This is a genomic window from Dysgonomonas sp. 511, from assembly GCF_010501105.1.
Classification (GTDB): domain Bacteria; phylum Bacteroidota; class Bacteroidia; order Bacteroidales; family Dysgonomonadaceae; genus Dysgonomonas.
The window spans coordinates 1-26,346 of the sequence record NZ_QVMQ01000016.1 but is presented as its reverse complement, the minus strand read 5'-3'; the positions used below and the strand labels follow the sequence as shown (position 1 = coordinate 26,346).

The window sequence follows — 26,346 nt, the reverse complement described above, 5'->3', positions numbered from 1 at the left end:
AATCATTGTTGTTGTTTATTTATAAACTCATCATTAGAATTTATCATTCCCGACTTACTAATCTTATCTTGTATGCTTTGGAATATGATGTATAGAGAAGGTATTACCAATATACCGATCATAGTACCTACAAACATACCACCGATGGCACTGATACCGATAGAACGGTTACCGATAGCACCTGCCCCGCTTGCAATAAACAATGGGAACAATCCGGCGATAAATGCAAACGATGTCATCAAAATCGGACGCAGACGGGCTACAGCACCATTAACGGCTGCCTCTACGATACTCATTCCCTGCTGACGACGCTGGATAGCATATTCTACAATCAGGATGGCATTCTTGGCAAGCAAACCGATCAACATAATCATAGATATCTGCACGTAGATATTGTTTACGATACCTTGCGATACCCCGAATATCATCAGGAAGATAAATACCCCTGCCAGTCCGACCGGCAATGAGAAGATTACCGCCAATGGTATGATATAACTTTCGTACAAGGCACAGAGCAACAAGTAAACGAAGATAAGACAGATACCAAAGATGAGAGTAGTCTGGCTACCGCTGGAAGTCTCTTCGCGTGTCATACCCGAATACTCGTAGGTATATCCATCGGGGAAGATTGTCTTGTCTTGCGACATTTCTTCTATCAGCTGCAATACGTCACCTGTACTCTTTCCGTCTATCAGGTTAGGAACAATAGTTAGGTCGATAGATGAATACATATTGAAACGGCTCAGTGTAGGAGGCGCATCAATGTCTTCTACGTGGATAAACTCTGTAATCGGAGCCATGTCTCCCGAAGCTGTTTGTACGAATATTCCGTTTAGGTCTTCGAGTTTTCTCCTGTATTCGGGAGATGCCTGCATTACAACCCGGAACTGTTTTCCATAAAGGTTGAACGTTGAAGCATAAGAACTACCGATATAGGCTTGTAGTGTACCCATTACCTGATTGAGTGTCAGCCCGGCTGCCTTAATCTTAGGTAGATCCGCAGAGATTTCTTTTTGAGGGAATCCGGGGTTGAAGTTGGTCATAGCCATAAGCACGACATCATTCCGTTCTTGTAGCTTTTTCAAAATATTTTGAGCAACATCGTTAAACTCGTTGATGTCTCCACCCATACGGTCTTGCAACTGCATTTCCACACCGGCTCCCAAACCAAACCCTTGAAGGGTAGGTGTAGCCACGAAGAAGAATGTAGCCTCTTTTATGTCGCTTGTTTTTTCTTTCAATATAGCAGAAACCTCATTGGTAGACAACTTACGGTCGTTCCACGGTTTCATTTTTACAATGATGGTACCATACGAACTATTCAGACCAGCCATGAAGTTTACACCGGTAATATTAGTCACACTTTGTACACCTTCTATATCCTGGGCGATATGAACAAGCTCGCTTACTATCGAGTCTGTCCGTTCCAAAGACGAACCTGCAGGCAATGTAACAAAACCGATTACGCCTCCACTATCTTCATTTGGCACGAAACCAGTAGGCAATAATTTCATCAGTCCGAACAGGATAACAGATGAAACAAGTATAATAGCTACTGTAATCCAACGGTGTCCTTTTTTTCCTAAAAACTGTAGACTCTTCTTATATTTCTGGGTGGCACTGCTAAATGCCATATTGAAATAATAATAAAATCTTTGGAGGAATCCTTTTTTCTGATGCTCTTCGTCGTGGGCTTTAAGGAATAAGGCACACAATGCAGGGCTCAATGTCAATGCATTAATAGCCGAAATAAGGATGGATATAGCCAGAGTCAGACCAAACTGCTTGAAGAATATACCCGTAGTACCTCCGATGAAACTAACCGGAATAAAAACGGACGACATCACCAGCGTAATGGAAACGATAGCCGGGGCTATTTCCTTCATGGCTGTCATTGTTGCTGCTTTAGGGTCTTTCTCTCCTGTATCCAACTGGGCATGGACGGCCTCGACGACCACAATGGCGTCGTCGACCACAATACCAATGGCAAGCACCAAGGCAAACAGAGTCAACAGGTTGATAGAGAATCCAAATACTTGTAGGAAGAAGAATGTACCTATAATGGCAACCGGTACGGCTACAGCCGGAATAATGGTTGAACGTATATCCTGCAAGAAGATAAATACAACGATAAACACCAGAACGAAGGCCTCTAACAAGGTGTGTATAACCTTTTCGATAGATGCATCGAGAAACTCGCTTGAGTCCATTATATAGTTGAACTGAACACCTGAAGGCAACGATTTTTCAGCATCGTTGAGTACTTTCTTTACGTCGGCGATAACTTCCTGCGCATTCGAACCGGCAGTCTGGTTGATCATAATAAATACAGACTCGTTCCTGTCGGTTTGTGATGTTACACTATAGTTCAACGAACCGAGTTCTACATCGGCAATATCTTTCAACCTTAATATCTGACCCGAATTGGAGCGCAATATTATGTTCTGGAACTCTTCTTCTGTTTTCAGCTTTCCGGTATATCTCATTGTGTATTGGAACGACTGGTCGCTGTTTTGTCCCAATTCGCCCGGAGCAGCTTCGATGTTCTGGTCTTGCAACGCCCCGGTTACTTCCTGCACCGAAATTCCGTAAGCAGCCATAACATCAGGTTTCAGCCATACACGCATAGCATAGTCACGTGCACCGAATGCACTTGCATTACCAACTCCATATACACGTTTTATCTGAGGCAAGATATTGATATTTGCATAGTTTTGCAAGAATTCTCCGTCGTAATCGGGATTGCTGGTACTGATGGTAAGCCCCAACAAGGTACTATTTTGCTGCTTAGAAACCGTTACTCCTAATTGAGTTACCTCCTGAGGAAGCAACGGGTTGGCGCGGGCGGCAAGGTTTTGCACATTCACGGCGGCAATATCCGGATTGATTCCCTGTTTGAAGAGTACCCTGATAGTTGCCATACCGTTACTAGCCGACGAGGTCATATATGTCATCCCCTCTACACCATTGATCTGCTCTTCGAGCGGGATAACCACACTGTTCATTACCACATCCGCATTAGCACCCGGATAGGTAGCCTGTACCTGTACTGTCGGAGGCGCAATGTCGGGATATTGCTCTATCGGCAAGGTTGCCAGACCAATAATACCCAAGACTACGATAATGACAGAAATAACTGTAGAAAGTACAGGTCTTTCTATAAATGTCTTTAACATTATATCTTTATTTTATTTGTGAAACAAATTGTCTTATTTTTTGACTATAATCCTGGTGCTATCCGATAATGTAGCAATACCATCGGTTACAATACGGTCGCCGGCCGATAAGCCTTCTGTTACTACATAGCTTTTTCCGTCAGGCGTAGGGATTATCGAAATAAGGGTTTGTACTGCGATAGTATCGCTCACCACTTTGTAAGTCAAATATTTATTTTGTTTAGAGAATGTAGCTGCCTGCGGTACAATAATGGCTTTTTTCATATACTTAGGAATAGATATATTGCCACTGAAACCACTTCTGAGCAATCCGTCCTTGTTAGGGAAGTCGGCTCTGAAGGTAACTGTTCCGGTAGATACATTCGCCTGTCCGGTTATGGTTTTTACTTTACCTTTTTCAGAATATACGGTCTTATCTGCCATGATAAGGGTCACATCAGGAATATTCTTAATCTTTTCGGCTTGTGTATTCCCTTCCAATCCTTCGAGCAATGTTACCAGTTCTTTCTCATTCACCGAAAAATAGACAAACACGTTTTTGGTGCTCGATACTGTAGTCAGGGTGTTTGACGAATTTACAAGGCTACCCAAACGGAAAGGTATGCTGCCTACTACGCCATCTACTGGGCTGGTAACATTTGTCCAACTTAGTGTTGCCTTTGCATTTTGCAATGTTGCTTTCGCTTGGTTTAATGTAGCCATCGATGATGTGTAAGCATTCTGATATGTAGCCAGTTGTACCGTGCTGACGATACCTTTATCGGCCAAAGGCTTGATGCGGTCAACATTCAATTTTGCTGTTTCCACTTGTGCCTGAGCGCTGTTTACGGCGGCCTCAGCCGTATTTACAGACTGAACTGCCGATGGTGAATTGATCTTAAATAGTGTTTGACCTTTTCTTACCACCGAACCTTCGTCAACATAAATAGCGTCGATAAATCCGTCGATACGCGGTCTTATTTCTATGTCTTCCTGTCCTTTCACAGTTGCAGGATATACTGTCTGTAGTTCTACCGGTTCTTCGCTAAGAACCTTAGTGTCATATTCTTTCGGAGTGGTATCTGTTTCTCCAAACGGGTTCTTCGAGTTCCCACAAGATGCCATAACCAATAGAGCTGATGCTCCTAAAACAATCTTCTTTAAGTCCATTTTTATTACTAGTTTAATTACTGATTTTTACTCAACCTATTCAATTCGTCTAATAGTATTCTCAACTGATCCCTCAGTATCTTTTTGTCTATGTTTTCAAATACTTTTTCTTGATTTCTCTTTACCTTTTCTATTGCTTTAACAAAAATCTTTCTGCCGGCATCTGTCAGTTCTACTATGCGGACTCTGGTATCCACTTTGCTTTCGCGGCGCAGGATAAGTTCTTTTTTTTCAAGATTCCTCAATATAGTAGAGGTAGTCATCGGATCTATCTCCGTTTCCTGAGATAAAATGATCTGCGAAACTTCTATTTTCTGTTCCGACATATGATAAATGGCTCCTAAAATCTCAAACTGGGAGGTGGTCAATCCAAATTCATCGAGTAGTTTATGCTTTCCCCGCTGCCAGAAACGGAAGATTCTCCAAATCAGATATCCTATATCTTCATCTCCGTCTCTTTTGATTCCCTTGCAATATCCATCCATTTAATTTTTTATTTATGTTTCTTAAATTGGATGCAAAGATAATAAGTGCACTTATAATAAGTGTTCAAATATTTAAAATAAAATCATTGCTTTAACATTTTTTGCACAAAATGAACATTTGTTCATTCTGTATCGGTTTATACAAAAAGCACACATTACAGCCCAGAAAGCTTCCTTTCATTAGACAAACAAACCGGACAACTTCTGCTGTCCGGCCTATTTTTATTCTATTGGTTTATTAGATACCTAAATCTTTACAAACCTGTTCTATCTTCTTCTCGGCGGCAGCATCTACAGCATTGTAGTCTTCTCTCGACTTGAGTTTGCTGTGGACTTCTACATAAAATTTGATCTTAGGCTCAGTACCCGAAGGCCTGATAGACACCTTTGTGCCGTCCTGTGTAAAGTACTGAAGTACATTGGATGTTGTAGGCATCTCTAATGTATATTCTTCGTTGAGGTTCAGGTCGGTGGCTTTCAGTGTTACATAGTCTTTTATCAATGTCACTTTCGAACCCGCCAATTCCTTAATCGGATTCTCCCTGAAATTTTTCATCATGGCCTCTATCTCTTCGGCTCCGCTACGGCCTTCTTTTACTACCGAGACACCTTTTTCTTTCGAGAATCCATATTCTACATATATGTCTTGCAGCATTTCGTACAATGTCTTACCATTGTCTTTAGCCCATGCTGCTATTTCGCCAAAGAGGATTGCGGCAGACACAGAGTCTTTGTCGCGCACAAAATCTTCAGCCAGGAATCCGTAGCTTTCTTCGCCTCCGCCTATATACTGGCGTTTGCCTTCTAGTTCGCGCATTACCGATGCTATCCATTTGAATCCTGTATAGCATTCGAACATTTCCACTCCGTTTTTCTCAGATACTATCTGCGTCAACGCACTGGTAACGATGGTGCGAACGGTATATTCTTTTCCGGTAAGTTGCCCAAGCTCCCTTTTACGGGTAATGATATAGTAAATAAGGATAAGCATGGTTTGGTTACCGTTCAGCAGGATAAACTCGCCTTTATCGTTGCGGATGGCCGCTCCGAAACGGTCAGCATCGGGGTCGGTGGCAAATACAAGTTCGGCATTTGTTTCCTCGCCTTTTTTCACTGCCATAGCCATAGCTGCCGGGTCTTCGGGGTTGGGTGATACCACTGTAGGGAAATCGCCGCTCAACACGTCTTGTTCCGGTACATTTATGATATTGGTAAAGCCACATGCTTTCAGAGCATCAGGGATAATGGTAAATCCGGTTCCGTGCAGTGGGGTATATACAATACCTATCTTGCCATGCCTTTTTACGGCATCGGGTGTAAGCATTACGGTTTTCAAGTCGTCGATATATGCTTTGTCCATGTCTTTCGACAGGATTTCTATCAGTTCCTTGTTTCCGTCAAATTTTATATCGGCGGCATTTACCCTGTTTACTTCTGCTATGATGTTCTTATCGTATGGCGGGATAACTTGTGCGCCATCTTCCCAATACACTTTATATCCGTTGTACGCTTTCGGGTTGTGCGAAGCAGTAATCATAATTCCGCTCTGGCAGCCCAGTTTGCGTATTGCATACGAAACTTCGGGTGTAGGGCGAAGGTCTTCGAACAGGTATGCCTTGATGCCGTTGGCCGAAAAAATATCTGCCGATATTTCTGCATATTTGCGGCTATTGTTGCGGCAATCGTGCCCTATTACTACTTTAATCTGCTCTAAGGCCGAAAATTCTTTCAACAGGTAGTTAGCCAATCCTTGTGTGGCTCCGCCTATTGTGTATATGTTTACTCTGTTTGTACCCACTCCCATGATACCGCGCAGGCCACCTGTCCCAAATTCGAGGTCTTTGTAGAACGCCTCGATAAGCTCGGTTTTATCTTCCTTGTCGAGCAAGGCTTGAACTTGTGCTCTTGTTTCGGCATCGTATTTTTCCGTAAGCCATGTCTTGGCTTTTGCGGTTACCTGCATCAATAATTCGTTATTCTCCATGTTTTTGTTTACAACATTTAATTCCTAATTAGTCCTCGTGATAACACAAGATGCAAAAATAATAATTTTTTATCTTAAAAAGTTAAATATAGAATAAGAATATTGGCTAATATAGAGTAAAAAAAGGACTATCAGCAATGTCGGTAATGTCTGAAATCCTCATCCCGTTTTTTCTTCCATATCTTTATTTACTGTCGGGATACAACCCCTTCCACCACGAATTATCATCCTTGAGCCATTTGTCGAACCATGCCATAATGGAATTGTTCCAGGCTACACGCCTCTTATAATTCATTACACCGTGATTTTCGTCCTTTACCTGAATAAATTCTGCCGGCTTGCCCAATATCTTCAACGCTGTGTACATCTGGATGCTTTCTCCGATAGGCACATTGGTATCGACCGTACCATGCGTGAACAATATAGGTGTATTTATCTTATCGGCACTGAACAGCGGGCTTTGTTTCACATACAAGTCGGGATTGTTCCACGGATAGCTGTGGGCACTTGCTCCGCTGCTATAGGTATATCCCCAGTAGCCTTCGCCCCAATAGCTGCTGATAGAGCTGATGCCTGCATGCGACACGGCAGCAGCAAACATATCCGTTTGGGTCTGCAAATACATGGTCATAAAACCGCCATACGATGCGCCAATACATCCTATCTTACTGCCATCGACAAACGAATGATCTTGTACAAACTTCCGGGTTCCTTCTATTACATCTTCTGCTGTGCGTTTGCCCCATGCGTTAACATGCAGTGCGGCAAACTTTTGTCCGTATCCTATAGCCCCGCTGGGTTGTACAACATACGTAACATATCCCTGAGAGGCAAATACATGAGGGGGATAAGGCCCTTCGAAAGTACGGGCAGAAGGGGTGGTTCCTCCATAATAGTAAACAATGAGGGGATACTTCTTGTTCGGATCGAAATTGGGTGGAAGATAAAAACGGCCTTCGATGTCGATTCCATCCGAATTTGTGAAATTCCAGTCACCAACCTTGCCTAATTCCATTTCCGACAGCCTTTCGCTATACGGGTCGGCAATCCGTGTAGACTTCCCACTTTTCAGGTCGTAGAGATATGCGCGCGTAGAATTGGATACGCCTACGCCATAATATACTGCAACATTGGCATTGCCGGCTGTAGAGAACGAACGGACTACTTCTTCTTCGAGCGGCAGTTTGGTGAATGAACGGTTTGCAGGATTGTATGTGTAAACAGTTACATAGTCTCTGTCGGTTGTCCGCAAATATATCAGGTTGTCTTTTGTGTTCCAGAATATATCGTCAATACTTGGAGCAAAGTCTTTTGTAAAAGGTTCTATCTTCTTGGTATCTACGTCCATTATGAAGGCCAGGCGGTTGTAGCTATTGGCTATCTGCCCCTCATCTATATTCATGCCGATGCCGCCAAAAGCTTCGCCTGCCCCTTCTATCAAAATCTTTCTGCCATCGGGCGAGAACGAAGCACCATAGGCAAACCCCTCGTTTTGCCACATTTGTTCTACTGCCATAGAAGTCAAATCCAGCTTATACATCGAATATTTGCGGAATGGGCGTTCTGTCAAGGCTTCGTCGGATACCGAAAACAGCAATTGTTTCGAATCTGTACTTATATCGTTCAGCCATGTAGAATGTGCACCATATGTCAGTTGGCGGTTGAGCCCGGTTCGCAAGTCGTATTGATAAAGGAAAACCCTGTCGGTATAGCCCGGCTGACGGTCTTCGGGCGATTGCAGAAGTTTCAGGTCATTCTTTTTATCATCGCCTTTCTCTCTCTTGGTATAAAAAAACGACCTTTCGTCAGGAGCAAACGCAATATTGCCTTCGGGTATATTCTTTGCCAAAACGGTTTCTTCCATTGTTGCAGGATTTATAGTAACGAGCGAAATTTTGCCATCGGGTTTTGTTGTTACATAAAACAGTTTTTCGCTTGCCGGCATCCATTGCAACTGTTTCTTGCTGCCATCTACGTCTATCAACACCCGTTTGCCCGAAAGCACGTCATATAATTCAGACGATGATTGCGATTTTTCTCCAAATGTTTCCCTGTACGAAAGCAGTATATAATTTCCCGAGGGCGATGCACTGATACCCGACACCCGTTTGCCGAGCAGCATATCTGTAAAGTTTACAAATCTTTTATCCGTATGGCTTACGGCAAAATTGGTTATACTATCAGTTGCATCGTTTTCTATCTTTATACGGAACTGGGGAGCTTGTTTGTCGTCAACCGAACTCATCAACTTAATTATTACGCGCTTCGATAAGGGATAAAACGATTCGAGCTTAGCGGTAACTTCTTTTTCCGAACGGGCATTATCTTCTTTCGTATCCTTTGTGGCCTCCAGTTTATCGTCTATATAGATTTCAAACATATTGGGAGATGCTATTTTCATTGTAGCCTTTGCATACCTGTCGGAGGCAACATAGAAAGAAAACAGTTGGAGTGTATGCCCTTCTTTTGCCTTCTCCGGATAAAAGTAGCCTGCCGTATCCGATTTCAGTGGTCTGACAAAAGCTCCTTGTTCCGGCATGGAAATGGCTTGCTTCAACAGGTTCTTTTCTGTAAACTTCTGTCCTTTCAGGTTCACAGAATCAACAAGATATGGGGAGGTGATTTGTACCGGTGGGGTAGAATATATTTGCGGCAATGTTTGCGTTTTTTGAGCAAATATGCCAAAAGCGAAAATGGAAAATAAAAAGAGAAAATAGTGACGTTTCATATCGTTTTTTATAAAATTCAAACTCTAAAGATAATTAGTAAACAGGTAATTTGCTATCAAAAACATAAAAAATCCTGCCCGGTGAGGAACAACGAATAGAAAAATGAGAGATTCATTGCGCCAGCCGGGCAGGAAAGGCTAAGGGGAATAGCCTATTTTACAGAAGCTGCATTTTTAATACACCATATAGATAAGAAAGGGATTGAAATTCCATAAAAGCGATACCTGTTTATTTATTCTAAAAGCAGATAGCATTGAAGAACAGTACGTTGAGTAAATAAAAAAAACTGTGCCGGAAGGATAATAATTCCTTGCCAGCACAGTCAAAAACTTTACAAATACATAATCTCTTTCGCTAAAGAATTATGCTATTAATAGTCTCCACTTTCTTTATATTTTATTTTCTATGTTCCATCGGAACATCTATCAGTAATATACGGGCATCTTCCGACTCTGCTTTTATTTCTATTTTGCCGGTATCCCAAAGCCCTAAGGCATCGCGACGATGCAGTTTTTGCCCTTCGACCGCGAACTCGCCCTCTACCACCATAGCAAAGACTCCGTTGCCTTCTTTTTTTACTTTGTATACGGTCGATTCACCTTTGTCGAAAGTGCCGATATTGAACCAAACATCCTGATGTACCCATAGCCCGTGGTTCGACTCGTCTTTCTTCGGGCCAACGATTTGAACCAACTTGTTCTTGTTGTGCATAAAATCGAATGCCTTTTGATCGTAACGCGGCTTCAAACCATTTTCTTCGGGGAAAACCCATATCTGGAAGAAACCGACAGGTTTTTCTTCACTAGCGTTGTACTCGCTGTGGGTAATGCCTGTTCCGGCACTCATAACCTGCACCTCTCCCACTTCTATCACTTCTGTGTGCCCCATGCTGTCTTTGTGTGCCAAAGCCCCATGAAGAGGTATTGAAACTATTTCCATATTTTCGTGGGGATGTGTACCAAACCCCTCGCCGGGAGCAACGATATCGTCGTTCACTACCCGAAGCAACCCGAAGTTCATACGATCGGGGTTGAAATAATTGGCAAAACTAAATGTATGGCGTGTATCTAACCAACCATGATTGGCATGCCCCCTTGTGGAAGCGCGGTATAAAATTGTTTTCATAAGATTTCCTTTCTTTTACTCTACATAAACACTTTAAATATTGAGATTGTTCTCTCCGCTATTCAATTATCAGACAAAACCAGACAGGAGATATACACGCTCAATGTAATATAGGGTTTGTTTAAATTTTAGCTGAAATTTTAAACAGGCTCTTGTAATTAAATTGTAACTTTACGGATGTAACATAAAATGGAAAATTATGAAGAAGTCAATTTTAGCGTTATTAATTATATTACCATCTGTAATATATGCACAAACAGAGAATCTGAACGATAGTTTTCCGACCTTGAAAAAAGAATCATTCCGCTACAACGAAAAGCTGGATAATTACCTGCAACCGGAAAACAATAGCCAAGCGGCCTACAGTGCCAGGATAAACTCTTACAGGCATGTGCAGGATGCTAACATAAACCCTATCAACCTCAACCTGCCGCCAATAGATGTATATCTGGGCCCGCCGCTCGAAAGCAACACCTTTACCCGCAACCCATTTGCCAACGATTATTCTTTCTATTCGGGCATGGTATTCTCCGACAATGCGTGGCTAAGCACTCATTCCAGGCAGAATACATATCCTACCATGGGAGCAGTACGCAGCATAGGTGCACAGTTCAATTACAGGCCGGCAAGCTGGCTGGCTGTATCGGCAGGACCATATGGTGCGAAATACAATTTTGCAGGGCAGCATTTCAACGATTATGGGGTTAGTGGCGCAGTGAAATTTATAGCACACGACAGGATTCGGTTTAATGTGTATGGACAATATTCTGTAGATGGAAAGAAAAACGGGCTCTATGGACCAATGATGAATATGTATCCTCAAACATATTATGGAGGAACTATAGAAGTAAAGATAACCAATTGGTTTGGAATAGAAGGGGGAGTAGTCCGCGAATTGAACCCAATCAACGGGAAGTGGGAAAACAGAACTGTTATAGCCCCGGTATTCTACACGAAATAAGTGATGGCTGTAAAAAGTAAACGTAAATTACTCTCGAGAATATCAATAAGCATAGTAACTATATTTATCATCATAAATATAGCTATTATTATTCAGGCATACAGACTAACTCACTTTGTAGAAGAGGGAGAACCTCTAAAAGTCGATTACAAGCCAACAATAACAGAAACTATAAAAATAGCAATCTTCGGATTAGAAGTACCCAAACCCCGCCCTAACAAATATCCTAACCGGAAATATTCAACCATTCTTATACCCGAAAGCAAAGACAAGCACCTGGAAGCGTGGCTACTGCAAACCGACAGCCTCAGTAAAGGACTGGTTATAGGTTTTCACGGATATATGGATGAGAAGTCTTCTATGCTCGACAGAACATACGCTTTACTCGATATGGGCTATGATATCCTTTTAGTAGACTGCATGGGAGCCGGGGGATCATATGGACTACAGTCTACAATAGGCTATAAAGAAGCCCAAAATATAAAATCAGCATATCAATACGCTCAAAAAGAATTATCCCCTTCAAGGACAATCCTCGTAGGCTTTTCGATGGGGGCTGCCGCCATCACCCGTGCTATCTATGAATATGAAATAAAGCCGGATGCCATCGTATTAGAAGCAACCTATGGCACATTCAGAGGGACTGTAAACAAACGGCTGGACAAACTAAATTTACCTCACTGCCCAATATCTGATATATTTGTATTCTGGACAGGTGTCATTAACGACTATAATGCTTTCGATATGAACCCGCAGGAGTATGCCAAAGAGATCAGAATGCCGGCACTGGTTCTTTGTGGAGGAAAAGACCCTAATATACCAATAGAAGAAAGCGAGTTTATTTACAGCCAATTGACCAGTAGAACGAAACAAATAAAAATATTTCCGGAATCGGTGCACGAATCCTTTCTTGTGAAGTATCCAGAAGAATGGAAAAAGACCATAGAACAATTTCTTGAAACCATAAACTAATGTAAACTATACGAACATGAAAAAAGTTATACTTAATATCTTTATTCTACTTCTAGTTTCATCCGGTATTCTTGCCCAAGGCGATGATTTTTACATGCGCCTTTCCAATGCGGCGATAGAGCTGACGAAAGATAAGGTTGTGTACGATCCCAATTATTACTCTATCCCTTATCCCAATGGTGATGTACCGGCCGGAAAGGGGGTCTGCACCGATGTCGTTATCAGGGCATACCGCAAGTTGGGCATCGACCTGCAAAAAGAGATTCATGTGGATATGAAAGCTAATTTCAGCAAATATCCCAAAAAATGGGGAATGAAACGTACCGACCGCAATATAGACCACAGAAGGGTGCTTAACCAAGCTATGTTTTTCAGCAGGTTTGGTACAACCAAAACGATATCGGATAAAGGTAGCGATTATTTGCCGGGCGATATTGTCACTTGGGATCTACCCGGTGGGTTAACTCATGTAGGAATTGTGACCGACCGTAAGTCGGGTGATGGGAAAAGACCTTTGATCGTGCATAATATCGGAGCCGGGCAAGTCTTGGCCGATTGTCTTTTCAGCTTTAAAATAACAGGGCATTATTCGTATAAAAAATAAACCGGTCTTACTTTTGGAGAATGCTTATGCGGGAATATGGCTGCAAATCTTTTATCGCAGATTCGGCTATTGCTTTTATATTCCTCTCATTTTGCTTATCTAATGATATCACGGTTCTATAATCGGCTACAGCATTGTCATACATCTTCATCGAAGTATAAATGCAAGCCCTTGTAATATACGCAAGTATATTTGCAGAGTCTAGCCTAATTGCCTGGTTGCAGTCGGCGAGAGCCTCTTTCTTTTTTTTCTGCATATAATAGGCTTCGGCACGCCCCCTGTATGCCGGGCTGTTTAGCGAATCCAGTTTTATTGCTTCCATATAGCTTTGTACAGCCTCATCGTAGGCTCCTCTGGAAATATAAATATCGCCCCGGTTATTGTACAGTTCCACCGGATATGAAAGTTTGTACTTAATAGCCATACTATAGTCTGCCAAAGCTTTTTCTAATTCGTCTTTGGCCTGATATATCAGCCCCCGCTTGTAGTAAGCGTCGGGATAAGCAGGATTTAGCGACAGGGCTTTATTGTAGAAAGGCAGAGCCTTTTCATCATCTCCCCATGTCTGATATACGCATCCCCTGATGCAATATCCCTGGGCGGCCAGCGAATCTGTAGAAATTATGGAATCGGAAATTGCTAAAGCTTTTTCATAGTTATCGAGTTTTACGTACTCTTCGCATAACAGCACAAGGCCATCTATCTTCAGGTTATTCTTCTTATTGATATTGAATATCACATCATCCTCGCTTATTTTGGATAGTATAGCACCAAACACTTCTATCTTCTCTTCAGGAGTAATGACGCTGTCTTTTGCTGCATTCAATTGCATTCTGAATGCCCCAATGCGCTGATCCTGATTTATTTCTTTGTCGAAAAGACCACATGAAACAAAAGAGAAAGAGGATATAATGAGTATATATATATATATTCTGAAAGTTTGCATTCTATTGGGCTTAGTTCTAAAATTCTGTTGTAAGTCTATCGTCACCGTTGCACAAAGATACTAAAAAACGGAAATTTTGAATAAAGAATAGTACAATAATACTAATCTTTCACATTTATTTCGAAGCAACCACAGTAATTTAAGCGCTTAAAGTCCTTAATTGAAGGTTTTTATAAAAAAGAGATTCAAATTAGTCGTTTATGTCAATTGATAGTAGAAAAGTTTATCTATATACCACCTCTCTCCCCGCTCTCTCCAAAGGGAGAGAGAGCCGCAAAGCCACGATAAGAGAGAGGTAAAGTAACAATAGAAAAATAACTAAAAACTGTTACTTGTGTTACTTTTTAACTATATATTGTAAAATAAGGTTAAATAAATGCGGGTTTTGCGAGTTTCGATGTTAATAAAAAAGCAAAAAGTAACAGTGAGATAGCCTGTTTATTCACCAATTACTGATTCGCATTATTAATACTATCTTTGCAGGCATATACACTATTTATATACAAGCTTATGAATTTTCTTGCACATGCGTATTTATCTTTTTCCAATTCTGCCATTCTAGCCGGAAATATGGTTGCCGACATGGTGAAAGGTAAACAAATGGAGGCATATCCTCCCGATATACAACAAGGCATATACATACACCGCCAGATAGATTCTTTTACCGACAATTATCCTATAAACCAAATGGCGATGAACATCTTTCGTCCTTCGGCGGGAAAATATGCAGGGGCTTTTCTCGATGTGAGCTACGATCATTTTCTGGCATTGAGCGAAAAATTTGAACCGGAAAACGGATGGGAGGATTTCACCCAATTGTGTTACAGGCAGATAGGACAGCATAGCGAGATACTTCCTTCCAAATTCTGCTCCATGTTTGTGTATATGGAAAGTGAAGACTGGCTATATAACTATCGGCACAAATGGCTGATAGAAAAAAGCTTCTACCGCTTGAAACAACGGGCTAAATACCTGACGGACGACGCTCCTGTTTTCGAAGCTTTTGAAGAAAATTATGAAGAATTGTCTAAGAGTTTCGACCTTTTCTTTCCGGAACTATATAAGCATGTGAAAGATATGATAGCTAATGGGAATCCCTGAAATCAGAAAACACTGGATACCTTCTGAATAATATTCATCAGTTGGCAAACTTCGTCCAGGTTCAGTTCAAAATCCGCATATTCGGGCGAAGAGTTTAAAGAATGGCATACAATCGTTCCTTTTTCTATATCCTGTTCTATTATTTGTTTGCACAAAATGGTATTATCCAGTACAATAATCCAGTTGGGGAAATCGTCGGTGTGCAGCTTATTACGCCAATGGTCTTTGTTCAGTTCGCGAGCCAACACAATATCTCCACTGCTAAGGCTGCGTTTGGTATCATTGTCCATACTATCGCCCTTTATTTCGAAGGCAAAATAACGCCCGTGCCCTATTTTATCGACAATGAAATCGAATTCATCGAAGTCGCAGTCAAGCATGTCGGCGTCCCTGTATTCATCTATATACTTAGCATAGACTTTGACAGGTATAAAAGGAACACGCATACGGTATTTGCCGTTCTGCATTTCATAATATTTCACCCCCGACTTTGTGATAAGGAAAGGTTCTTCTCCCTTCACCTTGTTTGTCCGGCTCATCTTACCTTCGCCAGTCGCCAGCCATTCCTCGTTGACCGAAAAATAGGATGCAAGAAGTGAAATGTTCGACTTATTTGGTTTGGTCTTCCCCTCTATATAGTTGGCTATTGTACCTTTTGTGATAGCCGTATCTTTCCATATACGGTAAGCGGTTACACCATCTTTCTCCAGTAGATACTTTAGTCTGTCTTTAAATTCCATAATCTTACCTCCATAATTTCTTAAATCCCCTTTAATTAGCTCAGGAGACAAATGTAGTAAAATATTGAATCATCACAATGAAAATAAGGCTAAAAATAACAGTACGGCTCTTTTTATTTCCATTTTGCGACCACAAAACAGATGGAGTTTATCAAGAAATCAGGCAAGGACGTAAAATGTAGCCACGCCTATGCCAATAACAAAAACTGACACACAGCCCACTATGACGCGTGCTTTCTTGCGCCCAAAGATATTTACCAGTCCGTCTATCTTAAAGAAACTGTAATTGGCTGTCGAAATATCTCCAAAAATAAAGTTCCAGTCGAAAATACAGGATAACAATAAAAACACCCCTGCCGCAATACAGATTACAGGTAGTAAGACCGGATAATTATCGCTATATTCTTGTATCTTAACTCTTATTTCGTCCATAACATATTATTCTGCAAGGGGATAAAAATACAAAAAAACATCTAGTATTCATTTTAACAATTAATAAATATAGCTTAAACAATAAAATACGATTGATTGTTATTAATGTAAATATACCTTATATTTGTTCAAGGGAAATTATTTAGGAACGAAAACAATATAATTATGAAGAATTTTTTATTAGGATTGGCTGTCGGTGCCATAGGCGCATATGCAGCTATAAAATTGTCTGATGATGAGACAAGAGCAGAATTGCGTCATAAACTGGATGACCTGACCGGAAAAGCCCGATCGGAGTTCGATCACGGCATGTCTGTAGGTAGGGGCAAGGCTCTTCGTGCAGGTGTACGTGCCCGTCAGGAAATAAGAAAAGGTACGAAAGCATTCAACGAAGTGGCTGGAGATGTAGCCGGCAAGCTTGCATCCGAACTTTCCGATTTCGAAGCTAAGGCAAAATCGAAAGCTTGATTTCAAAATTCCACAAAAACAATGGGGAGTTCCTAATCCGGACTCCCCATCTTTTTGTACACTGTTTTTAGGAAATAGTATTAAGCTTTTCCTGCGCTGCCAAGCACTTCTTCTATTTTGTGCTTGTAAAGCTTTTTCGCATTTTCGCGGGCTGGTCCCAGATATTTACGAGGGTCGAATTCAGCAGGTTTGTTTGCAAACACTTCGCGCACGGCAGCGGTCATAGCAAGGCGGCTGTCGGAGTCGATATTGATTTTGCAAACTGCAGATTTAGCAGCTCTGCGAAGTTGTTCTTCCGGAATACCGATAGCATCTTTCAATGCACCGCCATATTTGTTGATTGTAGCCACTTCTTCTTGTGGTACAGACGATGCTCCGTGAAGCACGATAGGGAATCCAGGAAGTTCTTTTTCGATGGCTTCGAGGATGTCGAAACGCAATGGAGGAGGAACAAGCATACCGTTAGCGTCTCTTGTACATTGCTCAGGTGTAAATTTGTTTGCGCCGTGAGAAGTACCTATAGAGATAGCCAGAGAGTCGCAGCCTGTGCGTGTAGCAAAGTCTACTACTTCTTCAGGTTGTGTATATGTATGGTGTTCGGCAACCACATCGTCTTCTACGCCAGCCAATACACCAAGTTCGCCTTCTACGGTTACATCGAACTGATGTGCGTAGTCAACTACTTTTCTTGTAAGGGCTATGTTTTCTTCGTAAGAAAGGTGAGAACCGTCGATCATTACAGAAGAGAAACCTGAGTCGATACATGATTTGCAAGTTTCGAAAGAGTCACCGTGGTCGAGGTGAAGCACTATCTGAGGGTTTTCCCATCCGAGGCTTTTTGCATATTCTACAGCACCTTGAGCCATGTAACGGAGAAGGATAGGGTTAGCATATTCGCGGGCTCCTTTCGATACCTGAAGGATAACCGGAGATTTGGTTTCGGATGCAGCAGAAACGATAGCTTGCAACTGTTCCATGTTGTTGAAGTTGAAAGCCGGTATTGCATATCCGCCTTTTACGGCCTTAGCAAACATTTCGCGTGTGTTTACTAATCCTAAATCTTTGTAATTTACCATTGTTTTTGTTTTTATGAATTAAAATAATTGTGCAACTATTTTCTAGAAAAAAATCCTTTCGGATTCCGGTTCAAAATTACCAAAAAAATGTGATATAAGCCCCTAATTTAAAGATAAAAACCGTTATATTATTTCCATAATGGGGTAGGATACTCGCCTTTGTCAACCAGAGTTTGCAATTTCTGCACTACTCCGTCGCGGTCTTCTGCATAAGTCACGCCGAACCACTTCGAAGGTGTGTCTAAAACTTTCACGTCTGCCGTCTTATTTATTATCAGATGGTCTACCATCAGCGGGATAAAGTACTCGGCTTTGTTGTTGCCCACATTGGCTTCGAGAAACTTGATGAAATACTTGTCCGAATGCTCAAAATAGTCGGGTGTAAATCCCCACATATTCATCGAAACAGGTGTGTTTTCGGCTAAGGCGAACCAGTAGTTTTCAGCATCTTTATATTGTATTGTTCCATCTTTGCGTTCGATGTGTGTGCGTTCTACCACGCTCTTTAGGTAGCCTTTTTCATCAGTTTCGCATACGCCGCGTGCTACAGCTCCACTTTCCGACAGGGTATTGCTCAGGCGATAGCCTACCATGCAATAATGGTTTTCCTTGCCTTCCATTTCCATTAGTTGTTTGGCTAATATATCATAGCTTTCGCGTCCGTAGAAGTCATCGGCATTGATAACGGCAAACGGTTCTTTGATTACATCTTTAGCCATCATAACGGCATGGTTTGTACCCCACGGTTTCATCCTTTCCGGATCGAGGTTGAAACCTTCCGGCAACATATCCAATTCCTGATATACAACTTCTACAGGGATATGCTTCTCGTATTTCGAAATGATTTTTTCACGGAAATCTTTTTCAAATGATTTTCTGATAACAAATACGACTTTGCCAAATCCGGCTCTCAGTGCATCGTAGATAGAGTAGTCCATGATAGTTTCACCATTAGGGCCTAGTCCGTCCATTTGTTTTAGTCCTCCATAACGGCTGCCCATACCGGCAGCAAGAATATACAAGGTAGGTTTCATAAGATTTTAATATTTTAGGTTAAAATTTTTCGTCACAAAGATAGTTTTTTAGCCTGTAAAACGGATGTTTTTTTATAAATATATCGCTTGCTTTATTATAATAATCGAAATTGTTGGCGTTTGATTGTCGTACTGCTATTTTGCTCCGGCATATTTTTTTAGACTCTTTAGAGCCTGATTAAATTTTAGCGAAAATATTTCTTATAGGTTCTTTAGTATAGTTCTTAGCAATTTTTTTATGCTCTTTTTAGCGTATTTTCCACATTTTACTCTCGGTTTAGCCCGCTAAACCAGCGAGCAAAACACGTAAAATCCATCTAAAAACAGCTATAAAAAAGATTTGCTATAAAATTTAAACAGACTCTTAATTTTTGTATTTTTGTGCTTTCTGAAACTAAATAATACACTTCATGGTAAAAGCTCTGTTTTTCGATATAGATGGTACACTGGTGAGTTTCGACACCCACCGTATGCCTCAATCTGCTATAGATGCAATCAACAAGGTAAGGGAAAGCGGGATAAAAGTCTTTATAGCCACAGGACGCCATATTTCCGCTATAAACAATCTGGAAAACATGGTTTTCGATGGTTATGTGACTATGAATGGCTGTTACTGCCTGGCGGGGAAAGATCAGGTGGTGTTCAAGAAGAGTATTCCACAGAGTGATATAGAGGCATATGTTAAGTACCTGAAAGAAGTGGATAATTATGCCACCTTATTTGTGGAAGAGAAAAGCTTGACAGTGAACCGTATAACGGAAGATGTGCGTTATCTTTATACATTGCTTAATTTTGTAGACACGCCTGTCAATCCGCTCTATTATTATAGAGACAAGGAAATTTTCCAGCTTACTGCCTTTTTCAATGAAGAACAAGAACAGGATGTAATGAAAGTTTTGCCTAATTGCATTCCTATGCGTTGGTATCCTACTTTTGCCGATGTTATTGCTTCGGGTGTAGACAAAGGTGTAGGCATTGACAAGATGGGAGAATATTTTGGTTTTACAGCATCCGAAGTAATTGCCTTCGGCGATGGCGGCAACGATATCGAAATGCTTCGCCATGCAGGCATTGGGGTAGCGATGGGCAATGCGAGAGATATTGTAAAAAAAGAGGCCGATTACATAACCGATACTGTCGACAACGATGGTATACAGAAAGCCTTACTGCATTTTGGCTTGATTTAATGCTGTTGTTGGGGCTGGTTTTCGTTATTTGCCGGGGATAGCTTTCTTTCGGGTTTCCTGATTTTTTCCTCCCATATCAGCCAAAGGATGAAGATGATGCCATCGTAATAAATCCATTTGAATATATCGCGGTGGAATAGGTTGAACCAATCGCTGTAAAACTGCCAGTATGTACTAGGTGTATTGTCCCATAAACAGCCGTTGTACCATTCGTTGAACGGGATAAACCATTCGGGAAACGGTTCTTTTATTATAATAAATATAAGAACAAGTCTGAGTATATTTATTATTATCAGTATAAGTGCCGATAGGGGAATATACCAATATTTTTTCTTTGTTGGCCCAAAGTAGCAGGCTATGATAAATGAAAACATCAGTACTTGCTTTATACCCGTACAAGTCCAAATGATATTGATATACACCGACCCTTCGAAATGAAGGGTGCTGCCATTCGTAATGTGGAAATTATGATATCCCATCAGGTCGTGTATAACCCAGTAGACAGAAGAAGCCGTCCATTGGCACAGGCCAGCGGTGTATGCAGTCAAATCTTTTCCGCAAACAAGAAATATACGCTCATCTCCTCCCTGGTGGACAATTAATTTCCATATAAATTCGAATATTACGAACAGGCACAAGAACCATATTATGCCTTTAAATGGCTTTATTCTATCAGGGAGTAACAGCTTGTTCCGTTTGTTTTGTCCTATAGTATTCATCCTTAAGCTATACTCTAGCTGCAAAAATACTCAAAATAAAGCGAAAGCAGCCTGCCTGCGGAAAAAAATATGACATTTTAGCTAAAATGTAGATTAACTGAGTTTTTTTAATTTACTTTGCATCGGTTTTGGCTACTCTCGGAGTGTATCGAATAGCCCGGATAGCAGAACTGGCAATAAATAGGCAATTTTGCGGAGTGTTCGGATAATAATTTCCTGTTTTTTGTGTTTAAAGATGAAACACTGATATAAAAGCGTTGCAGAAAAACTAAACTGTATAATTATATAAAGTTATAATGTTAAAGAGCAAAAATCTTCTTTTAATAGCCATTCTGGCTTGTATCGCAGGTTCGCTATATGCACAGACCGATTCACCCTACAGCAGATATGGTTATGGTGTACTAAAGGATAAAGCCGTAGGACCATCCAAAGCAATGGGAGGAATAGGTTATGGGTTGAGAAACAGCCAGAGTGCCAACCCATTGAACCCTGCATCATATTCGAGGGTCGATTCACTAACTTTCCTTTTCGATATAGGTGTTAATGCCACATTTGGCAAAATGAGCGATGGCACAGCTTCCGACTCTAAAAAAAGCGGTGGGCTTGATTATATAACGGTATTAGTCCCTTTGAAAAAAGGCTTGGGCTTTAGCTTTGGCGTAGTGCCGTTTACATCATTGGGTTATAAATTTGGGCACGACGGGTCTAGCGACCTGACGCCTAATACACAGGCCTTTTCGGGCTCGGGAGGACTTAGTCAGATATATGCCGGATTAGGATATTCCACACCGGTCAAGGGTCTGAATGTCGGGTTCAATGCCGCATACCTTTTTGGTACATTGGAACATACACGCAACCTTACATTGGCAAGTAATGCCAACTCTTCGGCAGATGTAACTGAGTTGTCGGTAAAAGCCGTTCAATTCGATTTCGGGTTGCAATACGAAAAGGCTATAGCAAAAAATAAGGTGCTGACTATTGGTGCAGTTTATTCACCAAAAATAAGCCCAAGGACAAAATACACGAATTACGATTACAGAATAGAGTCGAATAAGACAGTGGTAGACACTACCGAATATAATAAGGTAGACGCCGGGATACCCGAAACATATGGACTAGGATTTACACTCAATCATAACAACAAGTTGGTATGGGGTGCAGATGTTACCTACCAGAAATGGAAAGGGACCAAATATACCGAGTATATGCACGACGGCATGACTGTCGATAACCGTTTCAACGACCGTTGGAAATATAGTTTGGGGGCAGAATATATGATAGACCCGTACGACCGTAGCTTCTTTAAGAAGATAAAATTCAGGGGCGGGGTCAATTATAGCAATTCCTACCTCAATGTAAATACCGACCAGGGAGCAAAAGGGTATAACGAGTATGGGGCTACTCTCGGATTTGGATTCCCAATCAAAGATAATATCGGGCAACGCGTTTCGTATGTCAATCTCAACTTCGAATACAAAAAACTCAAGCCTAAAATCAGTAGTATGATCGACGAGCAATATTTCGGAGTATCGCTCAACGTAAACATCAACGAACTATGGTTCTTCCGTCGAAAAGTAGAATAAAAAACAAATAAAATATACACAGCCTCAGTTTTTAACGATTGGGGCTTGTGCATTTATATAGACTCATTAAAAAAGGAAATGAAATTAGGGAGTAGACAAACCTGCCTGTTAGGTGTTGCGATAGCAATATTTGCTATCCCTTTTCTTTTTGCATCGTGCAAGAAAGAAGTGAAAAACGCTGTCGATTTCCATTACGATTCGGAACAAACTCCGACCGTAAATACAGATAGCGTAACCATGCTGATTTCAGACTCGGGGATTATCCGCTACAAGGTGATAACCCAGACCTGGGAGATGTTTAACGAAGCAAAAGACCCCCATTCATATTTTCCCGATAAAGTCTATCTGGAGCAGTACGACACACTATTCAATATCGTAGTTGTAGTAAAAGCCGATACGGCATGGAACTATTCGCGCCGCAAATTGTGGAGGCTCAAGGGAAATGTATTTATCCGCAATGTAGTTGGTGAGACATTTACTACCGAAGAACTGTTCTGGGACCAGCAAAAAGCAAAGATATATTCCGACAAACCGGTGGAAGTAAATAGCCCGAATAAAGGGATACTTCGTGGGAAAAACGGTTTCGAATCGAACCAGAATATGACCGATTATGAATTCAAGGGGGTAGGCAACTCGCCTGTGTATGTCCGCGAACAGCAGGAGGGCGGAAATTCCGATACTGTGAAAGCGGAAGAAAAGACAGATAAAGCTACAGAAGAAAAAATGCAATAGTCTTTCGAAAAATGCACGAAAATCAAACTCTATTTATTATCTTCGTGCGCTGAAAAAACTTTATAAACAAGATAAAGCAAATAATATAAAACAATAATAAATTAATAAATGGCTGCACTACAGAAAATTAGGAGTAAGTCGGGACTGTTGGTAGGGATAATTGCCGCAGGTCTGTTAGCCTTCGTTATTCCATGGAACGAAGTATTTATGTTTTTCAACAACATGAAAGACAAGGCTTTTACTGTTAACGGAACAGTTGTAAAGACTGGAGAATATGAAAAAAGAGTTATAGAATGGCAAGATTTCCAACAGGAAATGTCGGGAGGAAACAACCCCGATGAATTTACAATGTTGCAGATTCGCGAAGCCGTTTACCAGCAAATGGTAAAAGAAATGATGCTTGACGAACAAGCTGAAAAACTGGGCTTGGCTGTAACAAAACAGGAAATGGAAGATATGATTTACGGACAAAACATAAGTCCGATCCTTTATCAGCTTCCTTTTTTCAGAAATCCACAAACAGGGCAGTTCGACCCGGCAATGGTGACTCAGTTTCTGACCGAAATAAATACCGATCCGGCTTCGTTGCCGCAAGAGCAATATGCAGTAGCTGAACAACTCCGAAAAGCAAGAAGTATCTGGTCTTTCATCCAGAATATGATAAAATACAATCGTTTGGAAGAAAAATATTCTACACTTGTTGCTAATTCCTTGTTAGTGAGCAATACAGAAGTGCAATCGGCGCAAAACGATTCGAAAGATGTAGCGGATATTGCCTATGTTGTTCAGAAATACACATCTATTTCCGATTCAACGGTTAATGTAGACAATTCTGAAATAAAAGCTTTATACGAAGCTCGTAAAAACAACTACAAGTTGAATACGGAGCTACGCAAAATATCATATTTCATCAAGAATGTAACTCCTAGCGATGAAGATTATGCTGTAGTAGAAAAAGAAGCCGAAGATGTATATCTGAGGTTGAAAGAAACAGAAAATCCGGGAACATTGGTTGGTGAATATTCTACAACACCTTATGTCGATGCCTTCATGGCTGTTTCGGCCTTGCCGGCAGATGCAAAAGCATTTGTAGAGTCAGCATCGGTAGGCGATATTCATGGTCCGGTACGCGAGGGACAGGGTTATTTGATGTATAAGCTTGTAGACAGGACGGTAGCATCCGACTCTATTAAATTGCGTATGATACCGATGCCTCAAGGCATTGACCTTGCAACGTCAAATCATATTGCCGATAGTTTGATGGCTGTAGTTAAAGGAGGCAAAGCATTTGCAGATGTGGCAAATGAGATAGCTCCTAATTCCAACGGCGGCGACCTCAACTGGGTGACAGAAGTAATGTTGGCTGGTTCGGGTATCGGAAAAGAAATCTTTGCTGCGGCAAAAGGTGATGTCTTGAAACTGAATGTAGGAGGTATTTCGCAACTATTCTATGTTGAAGACAAGAAAGCTCCGGTATCGAAAGTGAAATTGGCACAAATACTGATGCCTGTTATCGTTAGCGACAAGACACAAAATGCGATAGATAATGAACTGAACCAGTTTGTAGCCGAAAATAATAAGGCAGAAGGGTTCGAGCAGGCAGCGCAGGTTGCTGGTTACAATATTGTTTCCGATGCTCTAGTTTCTCCCGATGAGATATCTTTGGGACAAGCTACAGGTACACGTCAGGTTATTGCGTGGTCGTTCAACAATCCGGTAGGAACAGTAAATAAGTTCGATGTATCGGATAAGCGTATAGTTGCAGTAGTCAAATCTGAGATAAAAGGAGATTATATGCCTATATCGGAAGTTTCAAGTGCATTGCGTGCAGAGCTTATAAATGACAAGAAAGCTGAGAAAATGATTGCGGATTTTAAATCTAAAAATCTAACTTCGCTTGCTGATTATGCTAATGCTGTTTCGGGAAAAGTAGATACAGTCAAGTTCGTTACCTTCCAAACAAATACAATAACAGGAATAGGTTATGAGCCGATTGTAAATGTATATGCCCGTTCGGGACAAATAAATAAACTGGATGCCCCACTGAAGGGTAAACAAGGCGTTTATGCGTTGTTGCTTACCTCCAAAACAGAAGAGGCAGCCAAGACCGAAATTGAACAAAGCCGTCAGATGTTGAAACAAAGTAATATGTATCAACTAATGTCTCAGGCTATCAATGTCTTGAGAGACAAGATGGATGTGAAAGACAACAGGGTGAATATTTGGCGATAATTTTTTGATTATATTTGAAGTCCCTTGCGTAAGTAAGGGACTTTTTTATTTTATCTGAAATCTGAGATACATGACAAAAAAAGAACGATATTCCAAAATCATAGAGTGGTTTGAAGAGCGTATGCCTATAGCGGAAACAGAGCTTCACTACGACTCTCCCTTCCATCTCCTTATTGCAGTAATACTTTCTGCTCAATGCACCGACAAGCGGGTCAATATGGTTACACCTGCGCTTTTCGAGGCATTTCCTACGCCTGAGGTTATGGCTGCAGCTTCCCCCGATGCGGTATATGAATACATCAAAAGCATATCATATCCCAACAATAAGGCTAAAAACCTTGTGGGGATGGCAAAAAAGGTAGTGGCCGATTTTGATGGTCATATTCCCAATACTATGGACGAGCTGATAACAATACCCGGAGTAGGGCGAAAAACGGCAAATGTGATGCTTATAGTAGCCTTTAATAAGCCGGCAATGCCTGTCGATACACATGTATTTCGTGTCTCAAATCGATTGGGATTAACAGTTAATTCTAAAAATCCGGAGCAAACAGAACGTGAATTGATGAAAAATATACCACAAAAATATCTTTCGCGAGCCCATCATTGGCTTATTTTGCATGGTAGATATGTGTGTCTTGCCCGTAAGCCTAAATGCGAGGAATGTGGGCTAACTCCTTATTGCAAGTATTTTTCTGAGAGAAATAAATAATTTTTTATGTTTTATAACGTCTTTTCCCTTAGTTGATTACCGACTTCCCTTTAAAAACCTCAAAAAAAACATCATTAATAATTTGCATTGTAATGAATAGTTTTCTACTTTTGTACCCGCTTTGGAACTGGAGCGAACAACACCGAAGGGTGTAAAAAGGTTCACAGGCAGAGAAGGAGCGAATGCGATCTTTAAAGGA

General features: G+C 41.1%; 22 protein-coding genes. 10 read left to right on the top strand and 12 right to left on the bottom strand.

All coding sequences use genetic code 11. The features are described 5' to 3' along the window. Positions 1 to 2: 2 nt before the first annotated feature. From D0T57_RS08710 to D0T57_RS08685, 6 genes are all read right to left on the bottom strand, one after another. A complete protein-coding gene (locus D0T57_RS08710) occupies positions 3 to 3,176 on the bottom strand; it encodes an efflux RND transporter permease subunit (RefSeq protein ID WP_163272925.1) in 3,174 nt (1,057 codons plus the stop codon). A gap of 33 nt (positions 3,177 to 3,209) precedes the next feature. Then, a complete protein-coding gene (locus D0T57_RS08705; RefSeq protein ID WP_163272923.1) occupies positions 3,210 to 4,325 on the bottom strand; it encodes an efflux RND transporter periplasmic adaptor subunit in 1,116 nt (371 codons plus the stop codon). A 17-nt stretch (positions 4,326 to 4,342) separates the two neighbouring features. Next, positions 4,343 to 4,810 (bottom strand): MarR family winged helix-turn-helix transcriptional regulator, encoded by a 468-nt coding sequence (locus D0T57_RS08700; RefSeq protein WP_163272921.1) that lies wholly within the window; start codon positions 4,808 to 4,810, stop codon positions 4,343 to 4,345. A 238-nt stretch (positions 4,811 to 5,048) separates the two neighbouring features. Beyond that, a complete protein-coding gene (locus D0T57_RS08695; protein ID WP_163272919.1) occupies positions 5,049 to 6,794 on the bottom strand; it encodes a phospho-sugar mutase in 1,746 nt (581 codons plus the stop codon). 184 nt (positions 6,795 to 6,978) lie between these two features. Next, the gene (locus D0T57_RS08690) at positions 6,979 to 9,522 is read right to left on the bottom strand and encodes a prolyl oligopeptidase family serine peptidase (protein ID WP_163272917.1); all 2,544 of its coding nucleotides are present in this window, start codon (positions 9,520 to 9,522) and stop codon (positions 6,979 to 6,981) included. A gap of 397 nt (positions 9,523 to 9,919) precedes the next feature. Beyond that, entirely contained in the window at positions 9,920 to 10,648 is a 729-nt protein-coding gene (locus D0T57_RS08685) for a pirin family protein (protein ID WP_163272915.1), read from the bottom strand. Positions 10,649 to 10,847: 199 nt separating this feature from the next. Between D0T57_RS08685 and D0T57_RS08680 the strand changes: the two genes are divergently transcribed. Genes D0T57_RS08680 through D0T57_RS08670 form a run of 3 tightly spaced genes read left to right on the top strand, consistent with a single transcriptional unit; the run spans position 10,848 to position 13,185 of the window. Then, positions 10,848 to 11,609: a hypothetical protein gene (locus D0T57_RS08680; RefSeq protein WP_163272913.1), complete on the top strand. Its 762-nt coding sequence runs from the start codon at positions 10,848 to 10,850 to the stop codon at positions 11,607 to 11,609. Positions 11,610 to 11,612: 3 nt separating this feature from the next. Continuing rightward, the gene (locus tag D0T57_RS08675) at positions 11,613 to 12,581 is read left to right on the top strand and encodes an alpha/beta hydrolase (RefSeq protein ID WP_163272911.1); all 969 of its coding nucleotides are present in this window, start codon (positions 11,613 to 11,615) and stop codon (positions 12,579 to 12,581) included. A gap of 16 nt (positions 12,582 to 12,597) precedes the next feature. Then, entirely contained in the window at positions 12,598 to 13,185 is a 588-nt protein-coding gene (locus tag D0T57_RS08670) for a DUF1287 domain-containing protein (protein ID WP_163272909.1), read from the top strand. Positions 13,186 to 13,192: 7 nt separating this feature from the next. Here the strand turns inward: D0T57_RS08670 and D0T57_RS08665 are convergent, their stop codons facing one another. Beyond that, entirely contained in the window at positions 13,193 to 14,131 is a 939-nt protein-coding gene (locus D0T57_RS08665) for a tetratricopeptide repeat protein (protein WP_163272907.1), read from the bottom strand. A 510-nt stretch (positions 14,132 to 14,641) separates the two neighbouring features. On the opposite strand from D0T57_RS08665, the gene D0T57_RS08660 reads away from it, so the two are divergent. Continuing rightward, complete coding sequence (locus D0T57_RS08660) at positions 14,642 to 15,232, top strand: ACP phosphodiesterase (protein WP_163272905.1); 591 nt, start codon at positions 14,642 to 14,644, stop codon at positions 15,230 to 15,232. A gap of 2 nt (positions 15,233 to 15,234) precedes the next feature. Here D0T57_RS08660 and D0T57_RS08655 read toward each other — a convergent pair whose 3' ends face one another. Both D0T57_RS08655 and D0T57_RS08650 read right to left on the bottom strand, forming a co-directional pair. Next, entirely contained in the window at positions 15,235 to 15,972 is a 738-nt protein-coding gene (locus D0T57_RS08655; protein WP_163272903.1) for an XRE family transcriptional regulator, read from the bottom strand. Positions 15,973 to 16,131: 159 nt separating this feature from the next. Beyond that, positions 16,132 to 16,404, bottom strand: coding sequence for an Imm17 family immunity protein (locus D0T57_RS08650; RefSeq protein WP_163272901.1), 273 nt, complete (start codon positions 16,402 to 16,404; stop codon positions 16,132 to 16,134). A gap of 165 nt (positions 16,405 to 16,569) precedes the next feature. Between D0T57_RS08650 and D0T57_RS08645 the strand changes: the two genes are divergently transcribed. After that, positions 16,570 to 16,872 carry a hypothetical protein gene (locus tag D0T57_RS08645; RefSeq protein WP_163272899.1) on the top strand — a complete coding sequence of 101 codons (303 nt, stop codon included), beginning with the start codon at positions 16,570 to 16,572 and terminating at the stop codon, positions 16,870 to 16,872. Positions 16,873 to 16,952: 80 nt separating this feature from the next. On the opposite strand, the gene D0T57_RS08640 is transcribed toward D0T57_RS08645, so the two are convergent. Then, positions 16,953 to 17,948 (bottom strand): class II fructose-bisphosphate aldolase, encoded by a 996-nt coding sequence (locus D0T57_RS08640; protein WP_163272897.1) that lies wholly within the window; start codon positions 17,946 to 17,948, stop codon positions 16,953 to 16,955. A gap of 128 nt (positions 17,949 to 18,076) precedes the next feature. After that, positions 18,077 to 18,982, bottom strand: a complete 906-nt coding sequence (locus D0T57_RS08635; protein WP_163272895.1) for a sugar phosphate nucleotidyltransferase — start codon at positions 18,980 to 18,982, stop codon at positions 18,077 to 18,079. Positions 18,983 to 19,392: 410 nt separating this feature from the next. On the opposite strand from D0T57_RS08635, the gene D0T57_RS08630 reads away from it, so the two are divergent. Further along, on the top strand, positions 19,393 to 20,169 hold the full coding sequence (locus D0T57_RS08630; protein ID WP_163272893.1) for a Cof-type HAD-IIB family hydrolase: 777 nt from the start codon (positions 19,393 to 19,395) through the stop codon (positions 20,167 to 20,169). Here the strand turns inward: D0T57_RS08630 and D0T57_RS08625 are convergent. Further along, entirely contained in the window at positions 20,166 to 20,888 is a 723-nt protein-coding gene (locus D0T57_RS08625) for an exosortase/archaeosortase family protein (RefSeq protein WP_163272891.1), read from the bottom strand. The genes D0T57_RS08630 and D0T57_RS08625 overlap by 4 nt on opposite strands. Before the next feature lie 296 nt (positions 20,889 to 21,184). Between D0T57_RS08625 and D0T57_RS08620 the strand changes: the two genes are divergently transcribed. From D0T57_RS08620 to nth, 4 genes are all read left to right on the top strand, one after another. Then, positions 21,185 to 22,471 (top strand): OmpP1/FadL family transporter, encoded by a 1,287-nt coding sequence (locus D0T57_RS08620; RefSeq protein ID WP_163272889.1) that lies wholly within the window; start codon positions 21,185 to 21,187, stop codon positions 22,469 to 22,471. A gap of 78 nt (positions 22,472 to 22,549) precedes the next feature. Further along, positions 22,550 to 23,203 (top strand): LPS export ABC transporter periplasmic protein LptC, encoded by a 654-nt coding sequence (gene lptC / locus D0T57_RS08615; protein WP_163272887.1) that lies wholly within the window; start codon positions 22,550 to 22,552, stop codon positions 23,201 to 23,203. Between the two features lie 108 nt (positions 23,204 to 23,311). Then, positions 23,312 to 25,435: a peptidylprolyl isomerase gene (locus tag D0T57_RS08610; protein ID WP_163272885.1), complete on the top strand. Its 2,124-nt coding sequence runs from the start codon at positions 23,312 to 23,314 to the stop codon at positions 25,433 to 25,435. 70 nt (positions 25,436 to 25,505) lie between these two features. After that, positions 25,506 to 26,147, top strand: a complete 642-nt coding sequence (gene nth, locus D0T57_RS08605; protein WP_163272883.1) for an endonuclease III — start codon at positions 25,506 to 25,508, stop codon at positions 26,145 to 26,147. Positions 26,148 to 26,346 lie beyond the last annotated feature (199 nt).